The 25,846-nt window shown below is 66.2% G+C and carries 19 protein-coding genes and 2 pseudogenes; 19 read left to right on the top strand and 2 right to left on the bottom strand.

Features of this window, described 5'->3' with window-relative positions; genetic code table 11:
• Positions 1-142: 142 nt before the first annotated feature.
• Positions 143-1,150: a C2 family cysteine protease gene (locus FVQ98_RS04210; RefSeq protein ID WP_187265625.1), complete on the top strand. Its 1,008-nt coding sequence runs from the start codon at positions 143-145 to the stop codon at positions 1,148-1,150.
• 76 nt (positions 1,151-1,226) lie between these two features.
• Positions 1,227-1,607 carry a hypothetical protein gene (locus tag FVQ98_RS04215; protein ID WP_147912194.1) on the top strand — a complete coding sequence of 127 codons (381 nt, stop codon included), beginning with the start codon at positions 1,227-1,229 and terminating at the stop codon, positions 1,605-1,607.
• 6 nt (positions 1,608-1,613) lie between these two features.
• On the opposite strand, the gene FVQ98_RS04220 is transcribed toward FVQ98_RS04215, so the two are convergent.
• Complete coding sequence (locus FVQ98_RS04220) at positions 1,614-3,269, bottom strand: MBL fold metallo-hydrolase (protein ID WP_147912195.1); 1,656 nt, start codon at positions 3,267-3,269, stop codon at positions 1,614-1,616.
• Between the two features lie 308 nt (positions 3,270-3,577).
• Between FVQ98_RS04220 and FVQ98_RS04225 the strand changes: the two genes are divergently transcribed.
• Both FVQ98_RS04225 and FVQ98_RS04230 read left to right on the top strand, forming a co-directional pair.
• A complete protein-coding gene (locus FVQ98_RS04225) occupies positions 3,578-5,311 on the top strand; it encodes an IPTL-CTERM sorting domain-containing protein (RefSeq protein ID WP_187265626.1) in 1,734 nt (577 codons plus the stop codon).
• Between the two features lie 677 nt (positions 5,312-5,988).
• Positions 5,989-7,092: pseudogene (locus FVQ98_RS04230) on the top strand (acyltransferase family protein); the annotation flags it as partial.
• A gap of 601 nt (positions 7,093-7,693) precedes the next feature.
• On the opposite strand, the gene FVQ98_RS04235 reads toward FVQ98_RS04230, so the two are convergent.
• On the bottom strand, positions 7,694-8,179 hold the full coding sequence (locus tag FVQ98_RS04235) for a carboxymuconolactone decarboxylase family protein (protein ID WP_147912198.1): 486 nt from the start codon (positions 8,177-8,179) through the stop codon (positions 7,694-7,696).
• 146 nt (positions 8,180-8,325) lie between these two features.
• On the opposite strand from FVQ98_RS04235, the gene FVQ98_RS04240 reads away from it, so the two are divergent.
• The 15 genes and pseudogenes from FVQ98_RS04240 (at position 8,326) to hisD (ending at position 25,837) form a co-directional block, all read left to right on the top strand.
• Positions 8,326-9,024, top strand: a complete 699-nt coding sequence (locus FVQ98_RS04240) for an REP-associated tyrosine transposase (RefSeq protein ID WP_147912199.1) — start codon at positions 8,326-8,328, stop codon at positions 9,022-9,024.
• 195 nt (positions 9,025-9,219) lie between these two features.
• Positions 9,220-13,998, top strand: a complete 4,779-nt coding sequence (locus FVQ98_RS04245; RefSeq protein ID WP_147912200.1) for a glutamate synthase-related protein — start codon at positions 9,220-9,222, stop codon at positions 13,996-13,998.
• A gap of 12 nt (positions 13,999-14,010) precedes the next feature.
• Positions 14,011-15,486, top strand: a complete 1,476-nt coding sequence (locus FVQ98_RS04250) for a glutamate synthase subunit beta (RefSeq protein WP_147912201.1) — start codon at positions 14,011-14,013, stop codon at positions 15,484-15,486.
• A 163-nt stretch (positions 15,487-15,649) separates the two neighbouring features.
• The gene (locus FVQ98_RS04255; protein WP_147912202.1) at positions 15,650-16,510 is read left to right on the top strand and encodes an ABC transporter ATP-binding protein; all 861 of its coding nucleotides are present in this window, start codon (positions 15,650-15,652) and stop codon (positions 16,508-16,510) included.
• A complete protein-coding gene (gene mlaE / locus FVQ98_RS04260; protein ID WP_147912203.1) occupies positions 16,507-17,289 on the top strand; it encodes a lipid asymmetry maintenance ABC transporter permease subunit MlaE in 783 nt (260 codons plus the stop codon). The genes FVQ98_RS04255 and mlaE overlap by 4 nt, the downstream gene beginning before the upstream one ends.
• A 17-nt stretch (positions 17,290-17,306) precedes the next feature.
• A complete protein-coding gene (mlaD, locus tag FVQ98_RS04265) occupies positions 17,307-17,804 on the top strand; it encodes an outer membrane lipid asymmetry maintenance protein MlaD (RefSeq protein WP_147912204.1) in 498 nt (165 codons plus the stop codon).
• Positions 17,805-17,877: 73 nt separating this feature from the next.
• Positions 17,878-18,594, top strand: a pseudogene (locus FVQ98_RS04270) (MlaA family lipoprotein); the annotation flags it as partial.
• 376 nt (positions 18,595-18,970) lie between these two features.
• Positions 18,971-19,630 (top strand): MlaC/ttg2D family ABC transporter substrate-binding protein, encoded by a 660-nt coding sequence (locus FVQ98_RS04275; RefSeq protein WP_147912206.1) that lies wholly within the window; start codon positions 18,971-18,973, stop codon positions 19,628-19,630.
• Between the two features lie 18 nt (positions 19,631-19,648).
• The gene (locus FVQ98_RS04280; RefSeq protein WP_147912519.1) at positions 19,649-19,951 is read left to right on the top strand and encodes an STAS domain-containing protein; all 303 of its coding nucleotides are present in this window, start codon (positions 19,649-19,651) and stop codon (positions 19,949-19,951) included.
• A 75-nt stretch (positions 19,952-20,026) separates the two neighbouring features.
• Positions 20,027-20,998 (top strand): ABC transporter ATP-binding protein, encoded by a 972-nt coding sequence (locus FVQ98_RS04285; RefSeq protein ID WP_147912207.1) that lies wholly within the window; start codon positions 20,027-20,029, stop codon positions 20,996-20,998.
• A gap of 131 nt (positions 20,999-21,129) precedes the next feature.
• Positions 21,130-21,870 carry an ABC transporter permease gene (locus FVQ98_RS04290; RefSeq protein ID WP_147912520.1) on the top strand — a complete coding sequence of 247 codons (741 nt, stop codon included), beginning with the start codon at positions 21,130-21,132 and terminating at the stop codon, positions 21,868-21,870.
• Between the two features lie 55 nt (positions 21,871-21,925).
• Positions 21,926-22,165 carry a BolA family protein gene (locus FVQ98_RS04295; protein WP_147912208.1) on the top strand — a complete coding sequence of 80 codons (240 nt, stop codon included), beginning with the start codon at positions 21,926-21,928 and terminating at the stop codon, positions 22,163-22,165.
• A gap of 83 nt (positions 22,166-22,248) precedes the next feature.
• Entirely contained in the window at positions 22,249-23,553 is a 1,305-nt protein-coding gene (gene murA / locus FVQ98_RS04300; protein WP_147912209.1) for a UDP-N-acetylglucosamine 1-carboxyvinyltransferase, read from the top strand.
• On the top strand, positions 23,550-24,206 hold the full coding sequence (gene hisG / locus FVQ98_RS04305) for an ATP phosphoribosyltransferase (protein ID WP_147912210.1): 657 nt from the start codon (positions 23,550-23,552) through the stop codon (positions 24,204-24,206). The genes murA and hisG overlap by 4 nt, the downstream gene beginning before the upstream one ends.
• 263 nt (positions 24,207-24,469) lie before the next feature.
• Positions 24,470-25,837 (top strand): histidinol dehydrogenase, encoded by a 1,368-nt coding sequence (hisD, locus tag FVQ98_RS04310; RefSeq protein WP_147912211.1) that lies wholly within the window; start codon positions 24,470-24,472, stop codon positions 25,835-25,837.
• The last annotated feature ends 9 nt before the right edge of the window (positions 25,838-25,846 follow it).

Here is a 25,846-nt window from a genome sequence, read left to right on the forward strand (position 1 = left end):
GGTTTTTGGCCACCGCGCGGCGCGGCGCCGCACAGGGACTCTTCCCAGTAGGAGGACTACCAGCTGGGAACCGTCCGGATTGTTCGGCGGGGCCCTTGCGCCGAGGATAGGGGTGTCTTTTCTGACCCCCAGGAGTTCCGCCGTGACCGCCATTGCACCTGCCCGCACCCTTCCGACGATCGATCAAGGTACGCACCAGCGCGCGGACGCGGGCAAGGGCGGGGTCGAAATCGGCTGGCGCGTCGACCAGCACGGCTCGCAATTGCTGCAACGCCTGGGCGGGCCGGCCTCTGGCCAGGAGGGTCGACCAACGATTCCTCCCAGCGATCCGACGCCGGTCGACCAGCGCCGCTACGACGCCAGCGATCTGTACGGTGCCACGGGCAAGCCATCGGCTGCCGACATTCAGCAGGACCGCCTGGGCGATTGCTTTTTCATCGCCACGGCGGGGGCGGTGGCCAACGAATCGCCCGAGCGCATCCAAGACGCGATCTCCTACAACGAGGAGACCGGCAACTTCAGCGTCAAGCTCTACGATGGCAAGGACTGGGTCGACGTGGAGGTCACGCAGGCAGAAATCCAGGACAACATCGACCGCGGCGGTGGCAGCCGGCTGGACAACGGGGACGCCGATGCGCCCATCTGGCCGGCGGTGATGGAAACCGCTTATGCCAAATTGCGCGGAGGTACGCTGGACAAGGGCTACGAAGAGCTCAACAAGGGCGGCAAGGCGCGCGACGCGATGGAAACGCTGACCGGCAGCCGCGGCGACGATATTTCCTCAGGCATGGTGTCGCTGCTCGGCGAGAAATTCGTTGAGAACCAGATCCGACAAGCGCTGGAAGACGGGCGGCCCGTCACGCTGTCGACGGACCCGGAGAAGACCTGCAACTGGCTGCAAGGCGTGCTGGGCTGCCAGGACGCTCCGCAGGACGGCCTGGCGGACAATCATGTCTATGTCGTCGAGAGCATTTACACCAACGACAGCGGGGACGTCATGGTGAGGCTGCGCAACCCATGGCAGCAGAACTCGGCCGGCTCGGTGGGCGAGGACACGGCCGCCAACAGTGACAGCGCCTTCATCGAGGTCAAACTGTCCGACATCGTCCGCGACGGGGGCTTCGAATATTTCAACATTGGGCCTCAGTGAGGGCGGGATGCGCCGACGCTCCTGGCTCCATGCCTTCGCCGTCGCTGCGGCCACGCCGCATGCCACACTGCGCGCCATGAACCCATCTGCCGAACCTACCCCTGTTTTCCCACTGCTGGAGCAGGTGTCGCCCGACCGCTTCAGTGGGCCGATGCGGGCCATGGAGACGGGGCCACTGGCGCTGCTGCCGCCGGGCATGGTGGTCACCCAGCGCCACTGCTACCTCGCCAAGCATGGCACCTGGGTCGCCTACGTACAGCAGGCCGAGCAGGCGGCGCGCGCTTGGCAGGGCGTGCGGCAGCCGATTCCCGGGCGGCGCGTGGGCCTTGATCTGCTTGAGTGGTGGCGTTCGGCCAGCGGCGATCGTGCCGAGGCCCTGACGATGACGACGCAGCCCGTGGACGAGCTCGGCCACTATCTGCTCGGCTACTTCAGGCTGGCCGAGCGCAAGGGCTGAGCGGACTCAGTCGTTGCCCGGCGCCATCGCCTGGATGCGTTCGACGTGCGCCAGCAGCGAGCGTTTGGCCACCGGCCAGACGCGGGGCGGCACGTCGTCGTAGGCCTTGGCGACCCAGTCGTCCATGGTGCCGTCGGGGTCGGCGCGCATCACGGCCATCACCTTCGCTTCGCGCGCCAGACGGTGCTGCTTCAGGTGGGCGATCACCTGGCCCGCGCTGCCCAGCACGTAGCCGTGCGCGGGCAGGATGAAGTCGACGCCTTCGCCCGCTGCAATGGCGGCCAGCCGGTCCAGCGAATCCAGGTAGTCGTTCATGTTGCCGTCGGGCGGGTCGACCACGGTGGTGCTGCCGTTCAGGATGTGGTCGCCCGAGAACAGCAGGCCGTCTTCCTGCAGCACCAGGCACAGGTGGTTGGCGGCGTGGCCAGGCGTGTGTTCCACCCGCAGGGTATGGGTGATTTCGCCCTCCGGCCCTACAGCGGTCAGCGCAAGCAGCTCCTGATTTTGTAGCTCACGGTCGGGCGTGAACTCGCTGTTGGCACGCGCCGTGGGTTGCGACGACAGGCCCAGGATCGGCGGTTTCGGCTCGCTGCACAACGCCTGCAGCGGCTTGGCGCCGGGCGAATGGTCGGCGTGCGAATGGGTGCAGACGATGTAGCGGATCTTGTCTCCCGCGGCCCGCCACAGACGCTCGATGTGCGCCGGGTCGGCCGGGCCCGGGTCGATCGCGATGTAGCCGGTGCGCGGGTCGCCCACCAGGTAGCTGTTGGTGCCCGGGCCGGTCATGAAGCCGGGGTTGGGCGCGGTCAGGCGCTGCACGTTCTTGAGCAGCGCGACCGGTTGCTCGGCCTGCCAGTCGAGGTGGTGCAGTTGCTGGCCGTCGGGGCTGACCAGTTCCAGCTCGCCAAACGGCGCTTCGTGCTCCATGTAGCGCGCGTCCTTGCCGGCCAGCCAGCCGGCGCGCGGGCTGCTGGTCCACAGTGGCTGTTCGCTCGCGCAGGCGGCCAGCACGCTGGCCACGTCGGGGTATTTCTGCAGCCGCTCCAGCGTGCGGATGGTCGGGAAGATGATGAAGAACTGGCCCGCTTGGTGGCGCTCCAGCGCATCGGCCGGGCGCACCCACACGGGCTCGAACTGCTCGGTCTCGTCGGCCACCGGCGTCTGGCCGTCGGGCATGCGCGCCACCAGAAAGGGCACGTCAAAGCGGCGCGGCAGGTCGCGGTCGGTGATCCAGTGCGCCAGCACGTAGACGTCGGCGGCGGCCAGCGTCAGCCCGCGGGCAACGCATTGGGCCAGCAGCGGCTGGTGGCGGTCGAGCGCCGCCACGTCGGCGGCGGTGGCGGGCGTGCCGCCGTCTGTATGGCGCGCCAGCAGCACGCCCAGCTCTTCAAAGCTTTCGCGGATCGCGGCGATGGCCTGCGTCAGGTGCTCATTGCTTTGCGTTGGGCGGCGCGTGGCCTGGGCGTGCGCCTGCGCGTCGGCCGCGTCGATGCCGCCACCGGGGAACACGTAGGCGCCGGGCGCGAAGCTGGCCGTCATCGACCGCCGCGTCATCAGCACTTCCAGCCCCTGTTCGCCATCGCGAAGCAGCAGCACGGTGGCGGCAGGACGGGTGGGCGCGGGCTCGCGCTGCGGGTGCAGGAGTTGGCTGGGGCGTGGCATGCGGCGGATTATGGGTGCAGGCAAGGCGCGGGGCTGTCGCGCGTGGTTGGCGCATGGCGTTCGGGTCGCCGGACACGGGGACGCGCCCGTCCAAGCGTCGATTTTTCACGGCTGCTCAGGGGAAATCAGTAGGGGTGACGTACTTTAGGTCGGGTCGCGCGGCCTCACGTCATAATCCGGGGCGGTGGCCAAATACCCGGGGTTGTAGCGTTGTGTTGCGGCGCCAATGCGATGCGTTGGGCGGTACGGCGCCGAGCACCGAATAGGAATAGGGAGTGAGGTGAATGGTGAAAAAGCGGATTGCCCTGATGGGTTTGTTGCTGGCTGCACTGCTGGGGGCGTCGGCCGCACAAGCGCAGAACATTCTGATCCTGACGACGGGCGCGAGAAACGACAATGGTGACACTGAAAACAGCCACATGCCCTACACGGTGGAGGAGTTTTCCAGCCCGCTGACCTTTACCAGCTTTGCGTCAGGCGGTAGCGCGTGCAACAGCACGCAGAGCACCACTGGCGCGAACGGTGTGACCAAGTCGGTCACCTGCAACCAGACCGAGCTGGTCAACGGCACGCCGATGTCGCCGTCGATCTTCGACCCGGGCTACGACGTGCTGGTGATCGCCTCGGCCTACACCACCATCGACGCGGCGGACTGGCCTGTGATCGAAGACGCCGTCAAGACGCGCAAGGTGCGTGGGGCCGTCTTCTTTGTCGACACCATCAACAACGCCAACACTGTAGCGATGGAAGGTGTGCTGGGCAGGGCGATGGGCGCAACGGTAACCCGCGGTAGTCAATCTGGGTCAGGACGTTTCTATTTCCCGCTCAACACCAATGCGGCCGCGGCAGCCAGTTTTACGGTCTTGCCGAGGCTAGAGCTCCATACCGGGTTTTATGCATACAACGGAATCCCGCCCCAATTCAATTTGTACACGGGTCTCAGCGGGCCAGCCAATGGGCCCACTGTCGCGCTGACCTTGAGCCCGCCCGAGGCTGCCCCCTCCACCGCCATGTTCGTCCCGCAAAGCGATTCGTTCGGCGGCACCGGCGCCTGTGTGTTCGGGGTCAGCGACATCGGTTGGGGCAAGGAAGGCTCCGGCCACAACATCGGCAAGCTGGGCGTCGCCTTTCTGGACGCCTTCAACAAGAGCGCGGCGGATGGCGGGGTTTGTGCCGCGGCTCTGGCGGCGCCGCCAGAGATTGCGATCACCAAAACCACCACGGCCAACACGGCAGTGTTCCCGGCCAATGGCACTACTGTGCCTTACTCGGTGGACGTCACCAACACAAGCTCCGGAGCACTGGCGCTGAACGTGGGCGTCAGCGACCCGCCGCCTGCCGGCATCACCCTGGGCCAGTGGACCTGCACGCAAGTCCCCCCGACCCCGCCCACCGTGCAGTGCCCCACGGGTTTGACGGCAGGGGCGCTGAACACAACCATCCCCTCGCTGCCCGCGGGCGCCACGCTGCGCTTCACCAGCACCGGCACCGTTACCGACAACAGCCTGGCACTGACCAACGTCGCCACCGCCAACCTGCCGCCGGGCGCGACTTGCGCGGGCGGCGCCACGCCATGCGCGTCGCAAGTGGCGTTTGGCGCCCCGCCGTCCGTCAGCCTCGTGTGCACGCCGACGAGCCTGAACGACTCAGCCGGCCCGCCGGCCACCTGCACCGTCACCGCCAGCAGCGCCGCGCCCGCTGGCGGCCTGACCGTAGCACTGGCGCCGCTCGCGGCCAACCCGCGCTACACGACCACCTGCGGCACCAGCATCATCGTGCCCGCTGGGGCGACGACCAGCGCGCCATGCACCATCACCGCCACCCCCAACACCGTCGTGGGCGATGGGAACGTGGTGGCGAACCTGGCCCTGGCCGCGCCGCCGGCTGGCGCGACCTATGTGTTGGGCACGCCCGCCAGCGCGCAAGTCACGGTGCGCGACGACGATTTGGCGCCCGTGCCCACGCTGGGCTTTTGGGGGCTGGTGCTGCTGGCCTTGGGGCTGGGCGGCGTGGCTTGGCGCCGCCAGCACGGCCTGGGCTGAGCCGCGGTTGGGCGTGGGGTACGCGCCGCAGCAGCGGCCTGCCCTTGGCTTCACCGGGCTGACCCGGTGTGTCCGGCCCGCGGACTGGCGGACTTTTGCTCAGCACTGCCGCTTGCTGGCAACGCAGCGCAGTTTCGGGGTGTTTTAGCCCTCTGGCCCTAGAGCGACCTACGCCGTCAGCTATCAAAATGTAAGTAAATCGCTCGACCGACGCACCGTGTCGTTGGCGCGATCGTGCCGTGCCTCGGTGTTCGCGGACGGGCGCTCATGGCCACCTGCGCGCGATCCGGCGTAACGCGCCGCGTCCTACGCACCGCCACGCCTGTCACCTTTGCAGAAACCTGCTCACACTTAGGTACGGGCCGTGAGCAAGCACTAACTACAATTCTCTTGAGCCCTGCGGGGCAGGTACCCGTGACAGTAAGGGAACTTAGGGTTTTCACCCGCCTCTGTCAGGGATGTGAGTTTTTCGAAGGCGGTTGCCTGCAGCCGCCTGTGGCTCGTGCCACAGGGCGGTGTTCGCCCCGCGGTCACGAGGTTCGGTGGAACGCGCTGCGTGATGGCGCGCCACAGTCAAGGTCGATCGCACCGCGCACGCCCTTGTCTTCGAGCGAGACGTTGGCAGCGTGCCGCCCCTGGGCCGCGCGCCCGCCGCGCCGGAGGATTTTCTCGTTTTGATGCCAACAAGCCCTGCGACGCCCGAGCAGGCGCCGAGCCCGGTCGAGCGCCCCGCCAACGCGGCCCCGGGCCGTTTCGAGCTGACCTACAACCCCGCGCTGGATGGCCTGCGCGCGGTGGCGATCGTGATGGTGCTGCTGTCGCACGCCCACGCGCCGCTGTTTGAAGGGGCGTTTTACGGGGTGGACCTGTTCTTCGTGCTCAGCGGCTTCCTGATCACCTCGTTGCTGCTGCAGGAGATCGACCGCACCTGCCGCATCGGTTACTGGCAGTTTTACCGGCGGCGCTTCTACCGGCTGATGCCGGCGCTGCTGTTCTTCCTGGCGGCGTACTGTTTGCTGGCGCCGCTGCTGTGGCCGGGCATCACCGACATGTACACCGACGCGCTGGTGTCTGCGCTGTACCTGGCCGACTACGGCATCGCGTTTTTTGACCAACCCAACACGCTGCTGCACATGTGGTCGCTGTCGGTCGAAGAGCACTTCTACCTGATCTGGCCGCCGCTTTTGGCCATCCTGGTGCACCGCACGCCGCGCGGGCAGCTGTGGCGCGTGATCCTTGGTCTGGTCGTGCTGGGCTGGGCCTGGCGCGTGCTGTGGGTGGTGCAGGGCCAGCAGTTCTACGAGATCTTCTTCCGCTTCGACACCCGCAGCACGGGCCTCTTGACGGGCGCGCTGCTGGCCGCGCTGGTGCGCGAGCAGCCGCGGTGGTTCTTGGCGCTGCGCGCGCGCCTGCCGCACTTCATGTGGCTGGTGCTGGCGGTGCCGCTCTTGATGGAGCAGGCCTGGGACGACATGAACGCCATGGTCTGGGGCATGACCGTGGTCGAGTGGGCCACGGCCCTCGTGCTGATCGGCGTGATGGTGCCGCGCGGGCCGCTCTACCAGATGCTCAGCGCCAAGCCGCTGGTCGTCATCGGCAAGCTGTCGTACGGCATTTACCTGTGGCATTACCCGGTGGTGCGCTACCTGCGCGCCGACCTGCCTTGGCCGGCCGTGGTGGTGCTGGGTTTCATCATCTCCACCGCGCTCGCCGCGCTGTCGTACACCACCGTGGAGCGCTGGGCCCTGCGCCGGCGCGACGCCCCGCGGCGCGCGCGCCCGCGTCACGCCGAAGCCGGCGCGTCCACGCTGTCGGGCGAGCTGATCCCCGCCAGCGCCCCCACGCCCGCTTGGCGCCATTGGCCGGTCGACGCCGTCGTGGCCGCAACCTCCCCCACGGCGCCGGTGCTCAGCGCCGCCGCGCCCGACGTCGCCCCGGTCATGCGCAACGGTGCCCCCGCCTCGCCGCGCGCTCGTGCCCGCCGAGCCCGCGCGCCATGGGCCCTGGCGGTGGGTGCCAGCGCGTACTCGCTCGGCTACCCCATGTCCTACGGCCGCCGCGCCTACCGCTGCGTCAGCGGCCACGCCTCGGCCGCCCGCAGCGCCATGGCGCACGTGCTGCGGCCGAGCCGGCCGATGCCCTTGGCGCTTGCGACTTGAGAGAGGGGTCCGCAGGAGGGCGCGGCGCAGGGAAAAGAGGGCCGTTTCGCAGGCTTGCCGCGCTTCCCGTTCGACCGCTTATGCGCTCTCAAAAGAGAAGCTGCTTGCGCAGACGGTTGTAGCGCTGGCGCCCGATTTCTTGAAAAAATAGAGGATGACCTGCGCACCCCCGGTGCGTGCAGGCGGACGGCACCCGCGCTGGGGCCGGCTGACCGGTCATCCCTCAAGCCAAGCCGGCCTTGTCCAGCCCGTAGAGCTTGTCCATGGAGCCCGGCGCTCTCGCAAAGCCGATGGCCAGGCGGTTCCAGCCATTGATGGCGACGATGGCGAAGCTCAGCGCCGCGAGTTCGGGTTCGCTGAACTGGGCGCGCGCGGCGGCGTAGTCCGCGTCGGCCACGCCGTGCGGCGGCAAGTGCGTCAGCAACTCCGTCCAGGCGAGCGCGGCGCGCTCGCGCTCGTTGAACAGCGGCGATTCGCGCCACACCGTCACGTGGTGCAGGCGCAGCGGACGCTCGCTGTGCAGCATGGCTTCCTTCACGTGCATGTCGACGCAAAAGGCGCAGCCGTTGAGCTGCGACGCGCGCAGAGTGACCAGATCCAGCAGCGCCGTCTCCAGCCCGCTCTGGCGCGTGGCCATCTGGAATTCGGTGTATTTCTTGAGCAGTTCGGGGGCTTGCTGGGCGTAGTTGAGGCGAGGGGTGGTGGTCATGAAGGTTCCGATTGGAATGAGCGGGCGGTGTCGAGTCCGAGCGCTGTCCATTGAACCGCAGGGGTGCCTGCGCTGCCAGAGGCATGGCCTGTGACCCTGTGTGCCGTAGGCATAACCGAAAATGGGGGTCAGAGCATAATTTCCTCATGGCCCGACAACCCCGACTCACGGCGCCCGGCTACCCGCACCACGTCATCCAGCGGGGCAACAACCGCCAGCCGATTTTCCTGGACGACACCGACCGGCGCCAGTTTCTCGATACCTTGCGCACGCAGGCGCGCGAGTGCGGCGTGGCGGTGCACGCCTATGTGCTGATGGACAACCACGTGCACCTGCTGCTGACGCCCGACACGGCGGACGGGTTGCCCAAAATGATGCAGGCGCTGGGACGCAGCTATGTGCGCTATTTCAACGCCCGGCATGGGCGCACGGGCACGCTGTGGGAAGGGCGCTACCGCAGCACAGTGATCGAAGCCGAGCGCTACCTGCTGGCCTGCATGGCTTACATCGAATTGAACCCCGTGCGCGCCGGCGTGGTGGCGGCGCCCGCGGACTTTGCCTGGTCCAGCCACGCTCACCATGTCGGCCAACGCAGCGACCCGCTGGTCGCGCCGCACGCGCTGTACTGGGCGATGGGCGACACGCCGTTTGCGCGCGAGCGGGCGTATGGCGAACTGGTCAGTGCACGCCAGCAGGCGGGGGCGCATGCAGACCTGGCGCGCGCCGCGCACACCGGCTGGTCGCTGGGCGGAGAAGCGTTTCTGGACGCACTGGCGACGCAGACCGGCCGCCGCGTGGCCAAGGCCAAGGCAGGGCGCCCGGGCAAGGTTGCGGCTGCTGATTAGGAGAGAAATCTGGCACTGGCCCTACAACCAATTGCGCAGACAGCTATCAAATTAGATGTGTCCCCAATTAAATGGCGATCTAGCTTGAAGTCAAACAAATTCGAATCTGACCCCAATTAATAGTGCTTGGCAAGATTGCTGCGCTGCACTATTCTCGGCCTCCCACTGATGTCTGACGATGGATTGGAGCGCGCGATGACGACGCCTGCCGAGCAAGAACAACTGAAGCACACGGGCCTGTACGACCCGGCCAACGAGCACGACGCCTGTGGCGTGGGCTTTGTGGCGCATATCCGCGGCGAGAAGAGCCACGCCATCATCAGCCAGGCGCTCAAGATCCTGGAAAACCTGGACCACCGCGGCGCCGTGGGCGCGGACCCGCTGATGGGTGACGGCGCCGGCATCCTGATCCAGATGCCCGATGCGCTGTACCGCGCTGAAATGGCCAAACAGGGCGTCAAGCTGCCACCGCCCGGCGAATACGGCGTGGGCATGATCTTTCTGCCCAAGGAACACGCCAGCCGGCAGGCTTGCGAAGAAGAAATGGAGCGCGCCATCGCCGCCGAAGGCCAGGTGCTGCTGGGCTGGCGCGATGTGCCGGTGGACCGCGACATGCCGATGTCGCCCACGGTGCGGGCCAAGGAGCCGGTGATCCGCCAGGTCTTCATCGGCCGCGGGCACGACGTGATCGTGCAGGACGCGCTGGAACGCAAGCTGTACGTGATCCGCAAGACCGCCAGCGCCGCGATCCAGAACCTCAAGCTGAAGTACAGCAAAGAGTATTACGTGCCGTCGATGAGTTCGCGCACGGTGATCTACAAGGGCCTGCTGCTGGCCGACCAGGTCGGCACGTACTACCGCGACCTGGCGGACGAACGCTGCGTGTCGGCGCTGGGTCTGGTGCACCAGCGCTTTTCGACCAACACCTTCCCCGAGTGGCCGCTGGCGCACCCGTACCGCTACGTGGCGCACAACGGCGAGATCAACACCGTCAAGGGCAACTACAACTGGATGCGCGCGCGCGAAGGCGTGATGAGCTCGCCGGTGCTGGGTGCCGATCTGCAAAAGCTCTACCCGATCAGCTTTCCGGACCAGTCCGACACCGCCACCTTCGACAACTGCATCGAGCTGCTGACCATGGCCGGCTACCCGCTGGCGCAGGCGGCGATGATGATGATCCCCGAGCCGTGGGAGCAGCACACGACGATGGACGAACGCCGCCGCGCGTTCTACGAATACCACGCGAGCATGCTGGAGCCGTGGGACGGTCCGGCCTCGATCGTGTTCACCGACGGCCGCCAGATCGGGGCCACGCTGGACCGCAACGGCCTGCGCCCGGCGCGCTACTGCGTGACGGACGACGATTTCGTCATCATGGGGTCGGAGTCTGGCGTGCTGCCCGTGCCCGAGCACAAGATCGTCAAGAAGTGGCGTCTGCAGCCGGGCCGCATGTTCCTGATCGATCTGGAACAGGGCCGCATGATCGACGACGAAGAGGTCAAGGCCAGCCTGGCCAACGCAAAGCCTTACAAGCGCTGGATCGAAGACCTGCGCATCCGCCTGGACGACGTTGAGCGGCCGGTAGCCGGCATGGACGCTGAAGAGCTGCCGATCAGCGAGACCGAGCCGCAGTCGTCGGGCGTGGAAACCACCCCGCAGGCCATGCTAGACCTGCAGCAGACCTTTGGCTACACGCAAGAGGACATCAAGTTTCTGCTGAGCCCCATGGCCGCCAACGGCGAAGAGGCCATCGGCTCCATGGGCAACGACAGCCCGCTGGCCGTGCTGTCGGACAAGAACAAGCCGCTGTACAGCTACTTCAAGCAGCTGTTCGCGCAGGTGACCAACCCGCCCATCGACCCGATTCGCGAAGCCATCGTGATGTCGCTGGTGTCCTTCATCGGCCCCAAGCCCAACCTGCTGGACATCAACCAGGTCAACCCGCCCATGCGCCTGGAGGTCAGCCAGCCCGTGCTGGACGCGACCGACATGGTCAAGCTGCGCGATATCGGCCAGCACACGCAGGGCAAATTCAGCTCGGCCGTGCTGGACGTCACCTACCCGCTGGACTGGGGCCCAGAAGGCATTGAAGCGCGCCTGGCCAGCCTGTGCGCGCAAGCGGTGGACGCCATCCGTGGCGGTCACAACATCCTGATCTTGAGCGACCGCGAAGTCGCCGAAGACCGCGTGCCGATCCAGATGCTGCTGGCCCTGTCGGCCGTGCACCAGCACCTGATCCGCGAGGGTCTGCGCACCAGCACCGGCTTGGTGGTGGAAACCGGCAGCGCGCGCGAAGTGCACCACTTCGCCGTGCTGGCCGGCTACGGCGCCGAAGCCGTGCACCCCTGGCTGGCGCTGGAAACCATCGCCAACCTGCACAAGGACCTGCCGGGCGAGCTAAGCGGTGAAAAGGCCATCGCCAACTACATCAAGGCGATCGGCAAGGGCCTGTCCAAGATCATGTCCAAGATGGGCGTGAGCACGTACATGAGCTACTGCGGTGCGCAGCTGTTCGAGGCCATCGGCATCAACAGCGACACCATCGACAAGTACTTCACCGGCACGGCCAGCCGCGTGGAAGGCATTGGCGTGTTCGAGATCGCCGAAGAGGCCTTCCGCCGCCACGAGAGCGCCTTTGGCGACGACCCGGTGATGACCGACATGCTGGACGCTGGCGGCGAATACGCCTGGCGCACGCGTGGCGAAGAGCACATGTGGAGCCCGGACGCGATCGCCAAGCTGCAGCATTCGACCCGCGCCAACAACTGGAACACCTACAAGGAATACGCCCAGCTGATCAACGACCAGAGCCGCCGCCACATGACGCTGCGCGGCCTGTTCGAGTTCAAGGTCGATCCGGCCAAGGCGATCCCGGTGGACGAGGTCGAGCCCGCCAAGGATATCGTCAAGCGCTTTGCCACGGGCGCCATGTCGCTGGGCTCGATCAGTACCGAAGCGCACGCCACGCTGGCGATCGCCATGAACCGCATTGGCGGCAAGAGCAACACCGGCGAAGGCGGCGAAGACCCGGCGCGCTACCGCAACGAGCTCAAGGGCATCCCGATCAAGCAGGGCGAGACGCTCAAGTCCATCATCGGCGACGACGTGGTCGAGGTCGACATGCCGCTGGAAGCGGGCGATTCGCTGCGTTCGCGCATCAAGCAGGTGGCGTCGGGCCGCTTTGGCGTGACCGCGGAATACCTGTCGTCGTCCGACCAGATCCAGATCAAGATGGCCCAGGGCGCCAAGCCGGGCGAAGGTGGCCAGCTGCCTGGCGGCAAGGTGTCCGATTACATCGGCAAGCAGCGGTACTCGGTGCCAGGCGTCGGCCTGATCAGCCCGCCGCCGCACCACGACATCTACTCCATCGAAGACCTGGCGCAGCTGATCCACGATCTGAAGAACGTGGCCCCGCACAGCGACATCAGCGTCAAGCTCGTGTCCGAAGTGGGTGTGGGCACCATCGCAGCGGGTGTGGCCAAGTGCAAGAGCGACCACGTGGTGATCGCCGGGCACGACGGCGGCACTGGCGCATCGCCCTGGTCGTCGATCAAACACGCCGGCAGTCCGTGGGAAATCGGCCTGGCCGAAACGCAGCAGACCCTGGTGCTGAACCGCCTGCGCGGCCGTATCCGCGTGCAGGCCGACGGTCAGATGAAGACCGGCCGCGACGTGGCTATTGGGGCCATGCTGGGTGCGGACGAGTTCGGTTTCGCCACCGCGCCGCTGGTGGTCGAAGGCTGCATCATGATGCGCAAGTGCCACCTGAACACCTGCCCGGTGGGCGTGGCCACGCAGGACCCGGCGCTGCGCAAGAAGTTCACGGGCAAGCCCGAGCACGTTGTCAACTACTTCTTCTTCATCGCCGAGGAAGTCCGCCAGATCATGGCGCAGTTGGGCATCCGCACGTTCGACGAGCTGATCGGCCGCAGCGACCTGCTCGACATGAAGAAGGGCATCGCGCACTGGAAGGCGCGCGGCCTGGACTTTGGCCGCCTGTTCGCCCAGCCCGATGTGCCACCCGATGTGCCGCGCTTTCACGTTGACAAGCAGGACCACGGCCTGGACCGCTCCCTGGACGTGCGCCTGATCGAAAAGGCGCGCCCCGCCATCGACAAGGGCGAGCACGTGAAGATCATGGACGCGGCGCGCAATGTCAACCGCTCGGTGGGCGCCATGCTGTCGGGCGCGGTGACCAAGGCGCACCCGGAAGGGCTGCCCGACGACACCATCCGCATCCAGCTGGAAGGCACGGGCGGCCAGAGTTTCGGCGCGTTCCTGACCAAGGGCATCACGCTGCAGCTGATCGGCGACGCCAACGACTACACCGGCAAGGGTTTGTCGGGCGGCCGCATCGCCGTGCGACCCAGCCTGGACTTCCGCGGCAATGCGCACGAAAACATCATCGTGGGCAACACGGTGATGTACGGCGCGACGACGGGTGAAGCCTTCTTCGCTGGCGTGGCGGGCGAGCGCTTTGCCGTGCGCCTGTCCGGCGCCACCGCGGTGGTGGAAGGCACTGGCGACCATGGCTGCGAATACATGACCGGCGGTACGGTCGCCGTGCTGGGTAAGACCGGCCGCAACTTCGCCGCCGGCATGTCGGGCGGCGTGGCCTACGTCTACGACGAGGACGGCCAGTTCGCCAAGCGCTGCAACATGGCCATGGTCAGCCTGGACCGCGTGCTGCCCTCGGGCGAGCAGAAGGCGGCGGGCGACATCGGCATCTGGCACCGCGGGCAGACCGATGAAGAACAGCTCAAGCGCATGCTGGACGACCACCTGCGCTGGACGGGCAGCCGCAGGGCGCGCGAATTGCTGGACAACTGGGCCGCGTCACGCGAGCGCTTCGTCAAGGTGTTCCCCAACGAGTACAAACGCGCGCTGGGTGAGATTCATGAAAGAAAAGTGGCCGAAAGCGTTGACAAGAAAGCGCGGCCAGCTACCAAAAAAGAAGCGGTTTCGGCCAAGTGAGGATCAAGCATCATGGGTAAAGTCACCGGCTTCATGGAATTCGACCGCGTTGAGGAGGGCTACACGCCCGTCGCCGAACGCGTGGGCCATTACCGCGAATTCGTCATCGGGCTGAACACCAGCCAGGCCAAGCAGCAGGGCGCGCGCTGCATGGATTGCGGCACGCCGTTCTGCAACAGCGGCTGCCCGGTCAACAACGTCATCCCGGATTTCAACGACCTGGTCTACCGCGGCGACTGGAAGAACGCCTTCGCCGTGCTGGACAGCACCAACAACTTCCCCGAGTTCACCGGCCGCATCTGCCCCGCGCCCTGCGAGGCCGCTTGCGTGCTGAACATCAACAACGACCCGGTCGGCATCAAGTCGATCGAACACGCCATCATCGACCGCGCCTGGGAAGAGGGCTGGGTCGTGCCGCGCCCGGCCAAGCGCAAGACGGGCAAGCGCGTGGCGGTGGTGGGCGCCGGCCCTGCCGGTCTGGCGGCGGCGCAGCAACTGGCGCGCGCCGGCCATGCCGTGACCGTGTTTGAAAAGAACGACCGCATCGGCGGGCTGCTGCGCTACGGCATTCCCGATTTCAAGCTCGAAAAGCAGCACATCGACCGCCGCGTGGCGCAGATGGAGGCCGAGGGCGTGACCTTCCGCACCGGCGTGCTGGTCGGCGCCTTGCCGGAGGATGGCCCGGGCAGCAAGGTCACCAGCCTGGCGCGTGAAACCGTGTCGGCCGAGCAGTTGCAGAAAGACTACGACGCCGTGCTGCTGACCGGCGGCGCCGAGCAGTCGCGCGACCTGCCCGTGCCGGGGCGCGACCTGACCGGTGTGCACTTTGCGATGGAGCTTTTGCCGCAGCAGAACCGCGCCAACGCGGGCGACAAGGTCAAGGACGCCATTTCTGCCAAGGGCAAGCACGTGATCGTAATCGGTGGCGGCGATACCGGCAGCGACTGCGTGGGCACCAGCAACCGCCACGGTGCCAAGAGCGTGACGCAGTTCGAGGTCATGCCGATGCCGCCCGAGCAGGAAAACAAGCCGCTGGTCTGGCCGTATTGGCCGATCAAGCTGCGCACCAGCTCCAGCCATGAAGAAGGTGCGGCGCGCGAATTTGCCATCTCGACCAAGGAGTTCAAGGGGGAGAAGGGCAAGCTCAAGTCGCTGACCACGGTCCAGGTCGAATTCAAGGACGGCAAGCTGACCGAGGTGAAAGGCACCGAAAAGGACTGGCCCGCCGATCTGGTACTGCTGGCCATGGGCTTCACCAACCCACTGGCTTCGGTGCTGGACGCCTTCGGCATCGAAAAAGATGTGCGTGGCAACGCCAAGGCCAACACCGACGGCGACAACAGCTACGCCACCAGCGTCGACAAGGTCTTCGCGGCCGGCGACATGCGGCGCGGCCAGTCGCTGGTGGTGTGGGCCATCCGCGAGGGCCGCCAGGCGGCGCGCGCGGTTGACCAGTTCCTGATGGGCGCCAGCGACCTGCCGCGCTGACGCGGCGCGCGGGCCAGCCGACGGGGCCACGCGGCGCTGGCATGGCCGGTCTGTGCGGCTGCCCCAGGGGTTGGTGAAAAGCTCAGCGCCACCGCGTGAAACAGGGGATATCCCTTATCATGCGCGGCGAGCCGGTCTCTCGTGAGCCGGCTTTTTTTGCGACATGAGCGAGCAGTCACCGTCATCTACCCCAGCCGTCGATTCAGCGTCGGCGCCGTCAGCGCCTGCGCTGGTGGAACTGCGCCATGTGACATTCGGCTACGGTGACCGTGCGGTGCTGAAAGACCTGAGCCTGTCCGTGCCACGCGGCAAGGTGACGGCGCTGATGGGGGCGTCCGGCGGTGGCAAGACGACCGTGCTGCGACTGATTGGCGGTCAACAGCGGGCCCAGCAGGGCACCGTCCTGTTCGAAGGACAGGATGTGGGAGCGATGGACGACGCACGCCTGTACGCCGCGCGCCGCCGCATGGGCATGTTGTTTCAGTTCGGCGCGCTGTTCACCGACCTGTCGGTGTTCGACAACGTGGCGTTTCCGCTGCGCGAGCACACCCGCCTGACCGAACCGCTGGTGCGCGACATCGTCCTGATGAAGCTCGGTGCGGTGGGTCTGCGCGGCGCGCGAGATCTGATGCCGTCCGAGATTTCGGGCGGCATGGCGCGTCGGGTCGCGCTGGCGCGGGCCATTGCGCTGGACCCTGACCTGATCATGTACGACGAGCCATTCGCGGGGCTCGATCCGATTTCTCTGGGCACTGCGGCGCGGCTGATCCGGCGACTGAACGATGCGCTGGGCATCACCAGCATCGTGGTGTCGCACGACGTGGTTGAAACCTTCCACATCGCCGATCAGGTGGTCATCCTGGCCGATGGCAAGGTTGCGGTGCAGGGCACACCGGACGAAGTCCGTGCGAGCGAGGACCCTCTGGTGCGCCAGTTCGTGGGCGCGGACGCCGACGGGCCGGTGCGCTTTCACTATCCCGGGCCATCGATTGAGGCCGACTTCGGCGTGGAGCGCGCGCCATGAGTTGGTGGCGACCGGCCGACGTGGGCTACGCCGTGCGTAGCGGCTTGGCCGACATGGGCTACGCGGCGCGCTTTTTCGTGCGGCTGGTGGCGCTCTTCGGGCCAACGCTGCGGCGATTCACCCTCGTGCGCGACCAGATCCATTTCCTTGGCAACTATTCGCTGGCGATCATCGCCGTGTCGGGGCTGTTTGTCGGCTTCGTGCTGGCCTTGCAGGGCTACAACATCCTGCAGCGCTACGGCTCTGCCGAAGCGGTGGGCTTGATGGTGGCGTTGTCGCTCCTGCGCGAGTTGGGGCCAGTTGTCACGGCGCTGCTTTTTGCCGGGCGCGCAGGGACTTCGCTGACGGCGGAAATCGGGCTGATGAAGTCGGGTGAGCAACTGTCGGCCATGGAGATGATGGCCGTTGACCCGATTCGGCGCATCATCGCGCCACGCTTCTGGGGCGGCGTGATCGTGGTGCCCCTGCTGACCGCCGTATTCAACGCGGTCGGCATTCTGGGCGGATGGATTGTCAGCGTGCCGATGATCGGCGTTGATCCGGGCGCCTTCTGGAGCCAGATGCAAGGGGGCGTCGACGTCTGGGCCGATCTGGGCAACGGCGTGCTGAAGAGCGTGGTGTTCGGCGTGACCGTCACCTTCGTGGCGCTGTTGCAGGGCTATGTGGCAAAACCGACGGCGGATGGGGTGGCGCACGCGACCACGCGCACCGTGGTGATGGCGTCGCTCATGGTTCTGGGGCTGGATTTCCTGCTCACAGCGCTGATGTTCAGTTTTTGACAAAGGGGGCGCTTACCGTGGGACGCTCGAAAAACGATCTCTGGGTTGGCCTGTTCGTGCTGATCGGCTTGGCCGCGCTGGTGTTTCTGGCGCTGCAGTCGGCCAATCTGCTCGCCCTGAGCTTCCAGCCAACCTACCGCGTGACCGCCAACTTCGACAACATCGGCGGCCTGAAGCCCAAGGCTGCTGTGCGCAGCGCGGGTGTGGTGGTGGGCAGGGTGGCGCACATTGGCTTCGACGATGAGCGCTTCCAGGCACGGGTTGATCTGGACCTCGATACGCGTTACCAATTTCCCAAGGACAGCTCGCTCAAGATTCTCACCAGCGGGCTGCTGGGCGAGCAGTACATTGGCGTGGAAGCGGGCGCGGACGAGAAAAATCTGGCCAGCGGCGATAATGTCACGCAGACCCAGTCGGCCGTGGTGCTTGAGAACCTGATCAGCCAGTTTCTTTACAACAGTGCCGCTGGCGGCGCTTCCGGCGGTGGAAAAGGCACCTCGGCCACAGAAAAATAAGCAGCCGAACGCTGTGCCATGGCCTTGGGGCCTGCACCGACGTTACTCGGCGGTCAATCCTACAGAGCAGTCCATGAGCGAGCGAACACCGGGTACATGGCGACCCATTCAGACAATGGCCAGCGTCACCGCGCTGGCGCTGGCTGCCGGCTGCGCGACGGCGCCGAGCGGCGACGACCGTGATCCTTGGGAGCCGTACAACCGCTCGATGACCAAGTTCAACGACGCGGTGGACAACGCGGTGCTCAAGCCGGTGGCAACCGCCTATCGGGATGTGCTGCCTCAGCCTGTTCGCACAGGGGTGGGCAACTTCTTCGGCAATCTGAGCGACGCCTGGTCGTTTGTCAACAACGTCCTGCAGGGCAAGCCGGAAGGCTCGCTGCACTCGTTCTGGCGCGTGGTCGTCAACTCCACGGTCGGCTTGGGCGGCGTACTCGACCCCGCGACGGAAATGCGTCTGGAGCGTCGGCGCGAAGATTTTGGCCAGACGCTGGGGCGCTGGGGCGTGCCGCCGGGCCCGTATTTCGTGATTCCGCTTCTTGGGCCGTCGACGGTCCGCGACACTGCTGCGTTGCCGGTCGACTTCTATGGGCATCCGCTTGGACACATGCATGACGTGGCCTGGCGCAATTCACTTGCCGGACTGAACATCGTCAACACGCGCGCGGCGGTGCTGGGCGCGACCGATCTGCTCGATTCGGCAGCGCTCGATCCCTACACGTTCAAGCGGGATGCGTTCCTTCAGCGACGCCAGAACGACGTCTACGATGGCAATCCTCCGCAGGACGAGGAGCGTTACGATCTGGAGGAGGGCGAGACTTCTCCGTCAGCGCCTTCAGGTGCCACGCCCGGCACCGCCCCTGGCAAGCGGCCGACACGTCGACCGCGTCGGCCGCGCCCTACGTCGGAAGCGCCAATGGAATCGCCGGCCACGATTGCTGCGGAGGCTGACGCTTCGGTTGACCAAGCCGCGGAGGAAACAGCCACCTCGGCGACGCAGACACTGGCGTGGCAGGTGCCAGCTTCGGGAGCGGACGTCAGCGAGTAAGTGCGTACCAGGCGCGGATCAATAGACAACTTGTAACAGTCGGGTGGAACCCCCGGGTTGAGAAGGTGGTCTGATGATCGGGAGGGCGCCCTGCGCCCGGATACACAGGAAAACATACATGATCGCAACCCCTCGTCGCCTTGTTGTCAAATCCGCAGCCTTGGCAGCCACGCTCCTTTGGATGGGCGCGGCGGCCCCTTGGGCGCAGGCCGCCGAAGAGTCGCCCGACGCCATGATTCAGCGCCTTTCGGATGAGGTGCTCTCCACCATCCGCAGCGACAAGTCCCTGCAAAACGGTGACGTAGAGCGGGTCATGGCCGTAGTCGACAGCAAGATCATGCCCAACGTGAATTTCACGCGCATGACGGCATCGGCCACCGGGCCGAGCTGGCGCAAGGCCACGCCGGAGCAGAAGCAGCGCCTGCAGACCGAGTTCAAGCACCTGCTGGTGCGCACCTACGCTGGCGCGCTCAAGCAAGTGAGTGACCAGACCGTCGAGGTCAAACCCCTGCGATCTGCCCCGACCGACAAGGAAGTCGTGGTGCGCACCGTCGTCAAGAGCAAGGGCGAGCCGGTCCAGTTGGACTACCGGATGGAGCGCACGCCCGGCCATGGCAGCGGCTGGAAGATCTACGACCTGAACGTGCTGGGCGTCTGGCTGGTCGACAACTACCGCCCGCAGTTCGCGCAGCAGCTCAACAGTGGCGGCGTGGATGCGCTGATCAAGTCGCTTTCTGAGCGCAACCAGACCAACGTCGCCAAGGGTAGCAAGGGCTGACGCCGTTCGTCTATGGCGATGCTGGTGCTTCCCGCCGAGTTGACTCATGTGCAGGCCAACACCTGTCTGGACATGCTGCGCGAAGCAGCCCGCAGTGCGCAGGCCGACTTGGTGCTGGTAGATGCCACTGCCTTGACGCGCTTTGACTCGTCAGCGCTGGCGGTGTTGCTGGAATGCCGTCGCGAGGCCCTGCACGACGGCAAAGGCTTTGCCGTGCGTGGTCTGGCGACGCGCCTGCGTGAACTGGCGCAACTCTATGGGGTGGCAGAGCTCCTGAATGAAGTGCCGGACCCGACAGGCGCCGTCGTGTCGAGCCACTGAGGTCGGCCTGGCGCAAGGCCATCGTGGCCGGAGCCGAGCAGAAAAACCGCAGACCCGTAAAATGGTGGGTTGCCTATGCCCGCCATTTCTTTTCAGTCTGTATCCAAGGTCTACCCGGCTGCCCGGCGTCCAGGCGCCCGCCCATTGCAGGCGCTCGACGAAGTCAATTTCGATATCGAGGAAGGCGAATTCTTCGGCCTGCTTGGGCCCAATGGCGCTGGCAAGACCACGCTCATTTCCATCCTTGCAGGCTTGGCGCGGCCCAGTTCGGGCAGCGTCAAGGTCCATGGCTTCGACGTTCAAGCCGATTTCGTGCAGGCGCGCCGGCACTTGGGCGTCGTGCCGCAGGAACTGGTGTTCGATCCCTTCTTCACCGTGCGCGAGGCGCTCGTATTCCAGTCCGGCTACTTTGGCCTGTACCACAACGATGTCTGGATCGACGAATTGCTGCATGGGCTGGGCCTTGCCGACAAGGCCAAGGCCAACATGCGCCAGCTGTCTGGCGGCATGAAGCGCCGCGTGCTCGTGGCGCAGGCGCTGGTGCACAAGCCGCCGGTCATCGTGCTCGATGAGCCGACTGCCGGGGTGGACGTCGAGTTACGCCAGACGCTCTGGCATTTCGTGGCCGATCTCAACCGCCAGGGCCACACGGTGCTGCTGACCACTCATTACCTCGAGGAGGCGGAGGCGCTGTGCTCGCGTTTGGCCATGCTCAAGCAAGGACGCGTGATTGCGCTGGAGCGCACCAGCACGCTGCTGAACAGCGCCACGGCCAACGTGCTGTACTTCAAGACAGACGACCCGTTGCCGCCCGCGCTGGCGGCGCTGGCGCGCGTTACCGGGCGCATTGCCGAGTTGCCGGCCAACGATACGGCGGAGATCGAACGCCACCTGGCGGCACTGCGGGAGGCCGGCGTCAAGGTGGAGGATGTCGAGATCCGAAAGGCCGACCTCGAAGACGTCTTCATCGCGCTGATGAACGGGACGGCCACCCCTGCACCGGTTGACCCCAGATCCACGGCAGCCAGCGTGGAGGTGCAGGCATGAGGGCCTCGCAGGTACTTGACCCCGGCTCGACGGAGTCGCCCATGCGCGAAACCCGTGCACCCAAGTCCGAAGCCGTTGCTTCGGCACCCCGGCGCCTGCATGCGCTGGCGGCGCCGAACGACGGGTGGAAGATGCTGTTGAAGAAAGAGGTCCTGCGCTTTTGGCGGGTGGCCTTTCAGACCATCGCTGCGCCGGTGCTGACGGCCGTGCTCTACCTGCTGATCTTCGGCCACGTGCTGAGCGACCGGGTTCAGGTCTATCCGGGCGTCAGCTACGTGGCCTTTCTGGTGCCTGGTCTGGTGATGATGAGCATGCTGCAGAACGCGTTTGCCAACAGCGCTTCCAGCTTGGTCCAGAGCAAGATCATGGGTAATCTGGTGTTCACGTTGCTCACGCCGCTGTCCGCGTGGCAATGGTTCGTCGCGTATGTCGGCGCGGCCCTCGCGCGCGGGTTGCTGGTGGGGCTGGGCGTGTACGTGATCACGCTCTTCTACGCACCGCCGCAGGCAGCCGCGCCCTGGTGGATTCTGGCGTTCGCTCTGCTGGGCGCGGGCCTCATGGGTGTGCTGGGGTTGCTGGCTGGGTTGTGGGCCGACAAGTTCGATCAGATGGCTGTGTTCCAGAACTTCATCGTCATGCCCATGACGTTTCTAGCAGGCGTGTTCTATTCGATTCATTCGCTGCCGAGCGTGTGGCAGACGCTCAGCCACCTCAACCCGTTCTTCTACATGATCGACGGCTTTCGCTATGGCTTCTTCGGCGTGAGCGACGTGTCGCCCTGGCTCAGCCTGGCCATTGCCGGCGGTGCCTTCGTTGCGGTGTCGGCGCTGACGCTGCGCCTTCTGCAAACCGGCTACAAGCTGCGCAATTGATGAAATTACGGTGTCGAACCATTTGTTCGCCTCCGGACCGACCCAGGAATCACCGATGACTGCTGACCAACTCAAACAACTCATCGCCAGCGGCCTGGTGTGCGAGCACATCGAACTCGAAGGCGATGGCCGCCACTGGTTTGCAACCATCGTCTCGCCCGAGTTCGAGGGCAAGCGGCCGATCGCGCGCCACCAGCGCGTGTATGCGACGCTGGGCGAGCGCATGAAGACGGACGAGGTGCATGCGCTGTCCATGAAAACCTTCACGCCCGGCGAGTGGGCCGCGCAGTCCTGATCATTGTTTGCTATTGAAAAGTAGCTGCTTGCGCTGATTCATGTAGCGCTGCAGCCCTATTTGACACTTATTCCTCCAGCCCGATGGACAAGCTCCTGATCCGCGGCGGCCGCCCCTTGAACGGCGAAGTCGTCATCTCCGGCGCCAAGAACGCCGCCCTGCCCGAGATGTGCGCCACGCTGCTCACCGACGAACCGGTCACGCTCGTCAACGTGCCGCGCCTGCACGACGTGCGCACCATGCGCAAGCTGCTCGACAACATGGGCGTCAAGACCGAGACGCATGGCGAGCGCGGCGGCATGAGCTTTCACGCGGCCGATCCCATCACGCCCGAGGCGCCCTACGAGCTGGTCAAGACCATGCGCGCATCGGTGCTGGCGCTGGGCCCACTGCTGGCGCGCTTCGGCCGTGCGCGCGTGTCGCTGCCTGGCGGCTGCGCCATCGGCTCGCGCCCGGTGGACCAGCACATCAAGGGCCTGCAGGCTATGGGCGCCGACATCGTGGTTGAGCACGGCTACATGGTCGCCAGCCTGCCCGCGGGTCAGACGCGGCTCAAGGGCGCGCGCATCACCACCGACATGGTCACCGTCACCGGCACCGAAAACTTTCTCATGGCGGCGTGCCTGGCCGAGGGCGAAACCGTGCTCGAGAACGCAGCGCAAGAGCCCGAGATCACCGACTTGGCCGAGATGCTCATCAAGATGGGCGCGCGCATCGAAGGCCACGGCACGGGCCGCATTCGCATCCAGGGCGTGGAGCGCCTGCATGGCTGCACCCACGAAGTGGTGGCCGACCGCATCGAGGCGGGCACCTTCCTGTGCGCCGTGGCGGCCACGGGCGGCGAAGCCACGCTGCAGCACGCCTGCGCGCACCACCTGGATGCCGTGGTCGAAAAGCTGCGCGAGGCGGGCGTCGAGGTCGCCGCCATCGGTGGCCCCGACTGCGAGCGCGGCCCCAAGGCACACGCCATCCACGTGCGCAGCGCGGGCGCGGCGGCGCTCAAGGCGCAGAGCTTTCGCACCATCGAATACCCGGGCTTTCCCACCGACATGCAGGCGCAGTTCATGGCGCTCAACTGCGTGGCCAGCGGGGCGAGCATGGTCACCGAGACCATCTTCGAGAACCGCTTCATGCACGTCAACGAGCTGGTGCGGCTGGGCGCCCAGATCCACATCGATGGTCGCAACGCCATGATTGACGGCGGTGCGCAGCTGACGGGCGCCACCGTCATGGCGACCGATTTGCGCGCCTCGGCCAGCTTGGTCATCGCCGGTCTGGTGGCCGAGGGCGAGACACTGGTCGATCGCATCTACCACCTCGACCGCGGCTACGACCAGATGGAAGAGAAGCTGCGCGGCATCGGCGCGGACATCGAAAGAATCCAATGATCACGCTTGCCCTGTCCAAAGGCCGCATCTTCGACGAAACGCTGCCGCTGCTGGCCGGGGCGGGCATTGAGGTGCTGGAAGACCCGGAGAAGTCGCGCAAGCTCATCCTGCCCACCAACCAGCCTGAGGTGCGCGTGGTGCTGGTGCGCGCAACCGACGTACCCACCTACGTCGAATACGGCGGTGCCGATATCGGCGTGACCGGGCGCGACGTGCTGCTGGAGCACGGCGGCGCGGGCCTGTACCAGCCGCTCGACCTGCAGATCGCCAAGTGCCACATGGCCGTGGCGGCGCCCGTCGGCTTTGACTATGCGCGCGCCGTGCGCCAGGGCAGCCGCATCACGGTGGCCACCAAGTACACGCACATCGCCCGGCAGTTCTTCGCCGAGAAGGGCGTGCACGTCGACCTCATCAAGCTCTACGGCAGCATGGAGCTGGCGCCGCTGACGGGCATGGCCGACGCCATCGTCGATCTGGTGTCCACGGGCAAGACACTGAAGGCCAACAACCTGATCGAGGTCGAGCACATCATGGACATCAGCTCGCGCCTGGTCGTCAACCAGGCGGCGCTCAAGCTCAAGACGGCCGCTCTGCGCCACATCATCGACGCGTTCGCGCGCGCGGTAGCGGTGCCCGAAGAGCTCAATAATTGATAGCTGGCTGCGCCCGACTGGCGGGCGTTTCAGGCTTTTTTGATTCAAATGGCGTGGCTGTGCACGCCGGCCAATACCATTTTGAACGCAGCGCGCGGCGGCGTGCGCCTCCGCCACGGAGTTGTTCCTGGCGAAGTGTCGTCAAATCTGGGCCTCGCACGCTGACTGGCGACCCGTGCCGATGCGACAATGAACGGTTTCCGTTCAGCCACGCAGGCGCGCGGCGTTGAAGCGCACCGCAGCAACGACCGTGCCACCCCACCATGACCTTGACCGCCGCGCCTTTGCGCCTTGCCACCACGCAGCCTGATTTCGACGCCCGCTTTACGGAGCGTCTGCATTGGAGCGCGGAGCAAGACGACGCCATCGAAGGCCGGGTGCGGGACATCCTGGCCGACGTGCGCGCACGCGGTGACGCGGCGGTGCTGGAGTACACCGTGCGCTTCGACGGTCTGAAGGTGGATTCGCTCTCGGCGCTGGAGTTGAATGCCGCCGAGCTGAAGGCGGCCTTTGACGCCCTGCCCGTCGAGCAGCGTGAGGCCCTCACCCAAGCCGCGGCGCGCATTCGCCGCTACCACGAATGGCAGAAGACCCAGGGTGGCGCTACCGCCACCTACCGCGATGAGGACGGCACGCTGTTGGGCCAGAAGATCACGCCGCTGGACCGCGTGGGCATTTACGTGCCGGGGGGCAAAGCGGCGTACCCGTCCAGCCTGCTGATGAACGCCATCCCCGCACATGTGGCGGGTGTGCAGGAGATCATCATGGTCGTGCCCACGCCCGTGCGCGGCAGTGTGGCCACGGGCGGCACGGGAGACGCCACGGCCACGCGGGGCGAGCGCAACGAACTGGTCCTGGCCGCCGCCCACGTGGCGGGCGTTACGCGGGCCTTCACCATTGGCGGTGCGCAGGCCGTGGCGGCGCTGGCCTACGGCACCGCCAGCGTGCCCAAGGTCGACAAGATCACCGGCCCCGGTAACGCCTACGTTGCCAGCGCCAAGAAGCGCGTGTTCGGCACCGTCGGCATCGACATGATCGCGGGCCCGAGCGAAATCTTGGTGCTGGCCGACGGCAGCACGCGCCCTGACTGGGTCGCCATGGACTTGTTCAGCCAGGCCGAGCACGACGAGCTGGCGCAGTCCATCCTGCTGTGCCCCGACGCCGCCTACATCGACGCGGTGCAGCGCGAGATCAATCGCCTGCTGCTCACGCTGCCGCGCGCCGAGATCATTGCCAAGAGCCTAAACGGCCGCGGCGCATTGATTCACACCCGCAGCATGGAAGAGGCCTGCGCCATCAGCAACCGCATCGCGCCTGAGCACCTCGAAGTCAGCAGCAGCGAGCCGCACCGCTGGGAGCCGCTGCTCAAGCACGCCGGCGCCATCTTCCTGGGCGCCTTCACCAGCGAAAGCCTGGGCGACTACTGCGCCGGCCCCAACCACGTGCTGCCCACCAGCGGCACGGCGCGCTTCTCCGGCCCGCTGTCGGTCTACGACTTCCAGAAGCGCAGCAGCCTGATTGAGGTCAGCGAACAGGGCGCTCAGCAACTCGGCCGCATCGCCAGCGTACTCGCCCACGGCGAAGGGCTGCAGGCGCACGCGGGCGCGGCGGAGATGCGGCTGAAGCGCTGAATCGACCAC

It is taken from the genome of Ottowia flava (genome assembly GCF_008017535.1).
Taxonomy (GTDB): Bacteria; Pseudomonadota; Gammaproteobacteria; order Burkholderiales; family Burkholderiaceae_C; genus Ottowia; species Ottowia flava.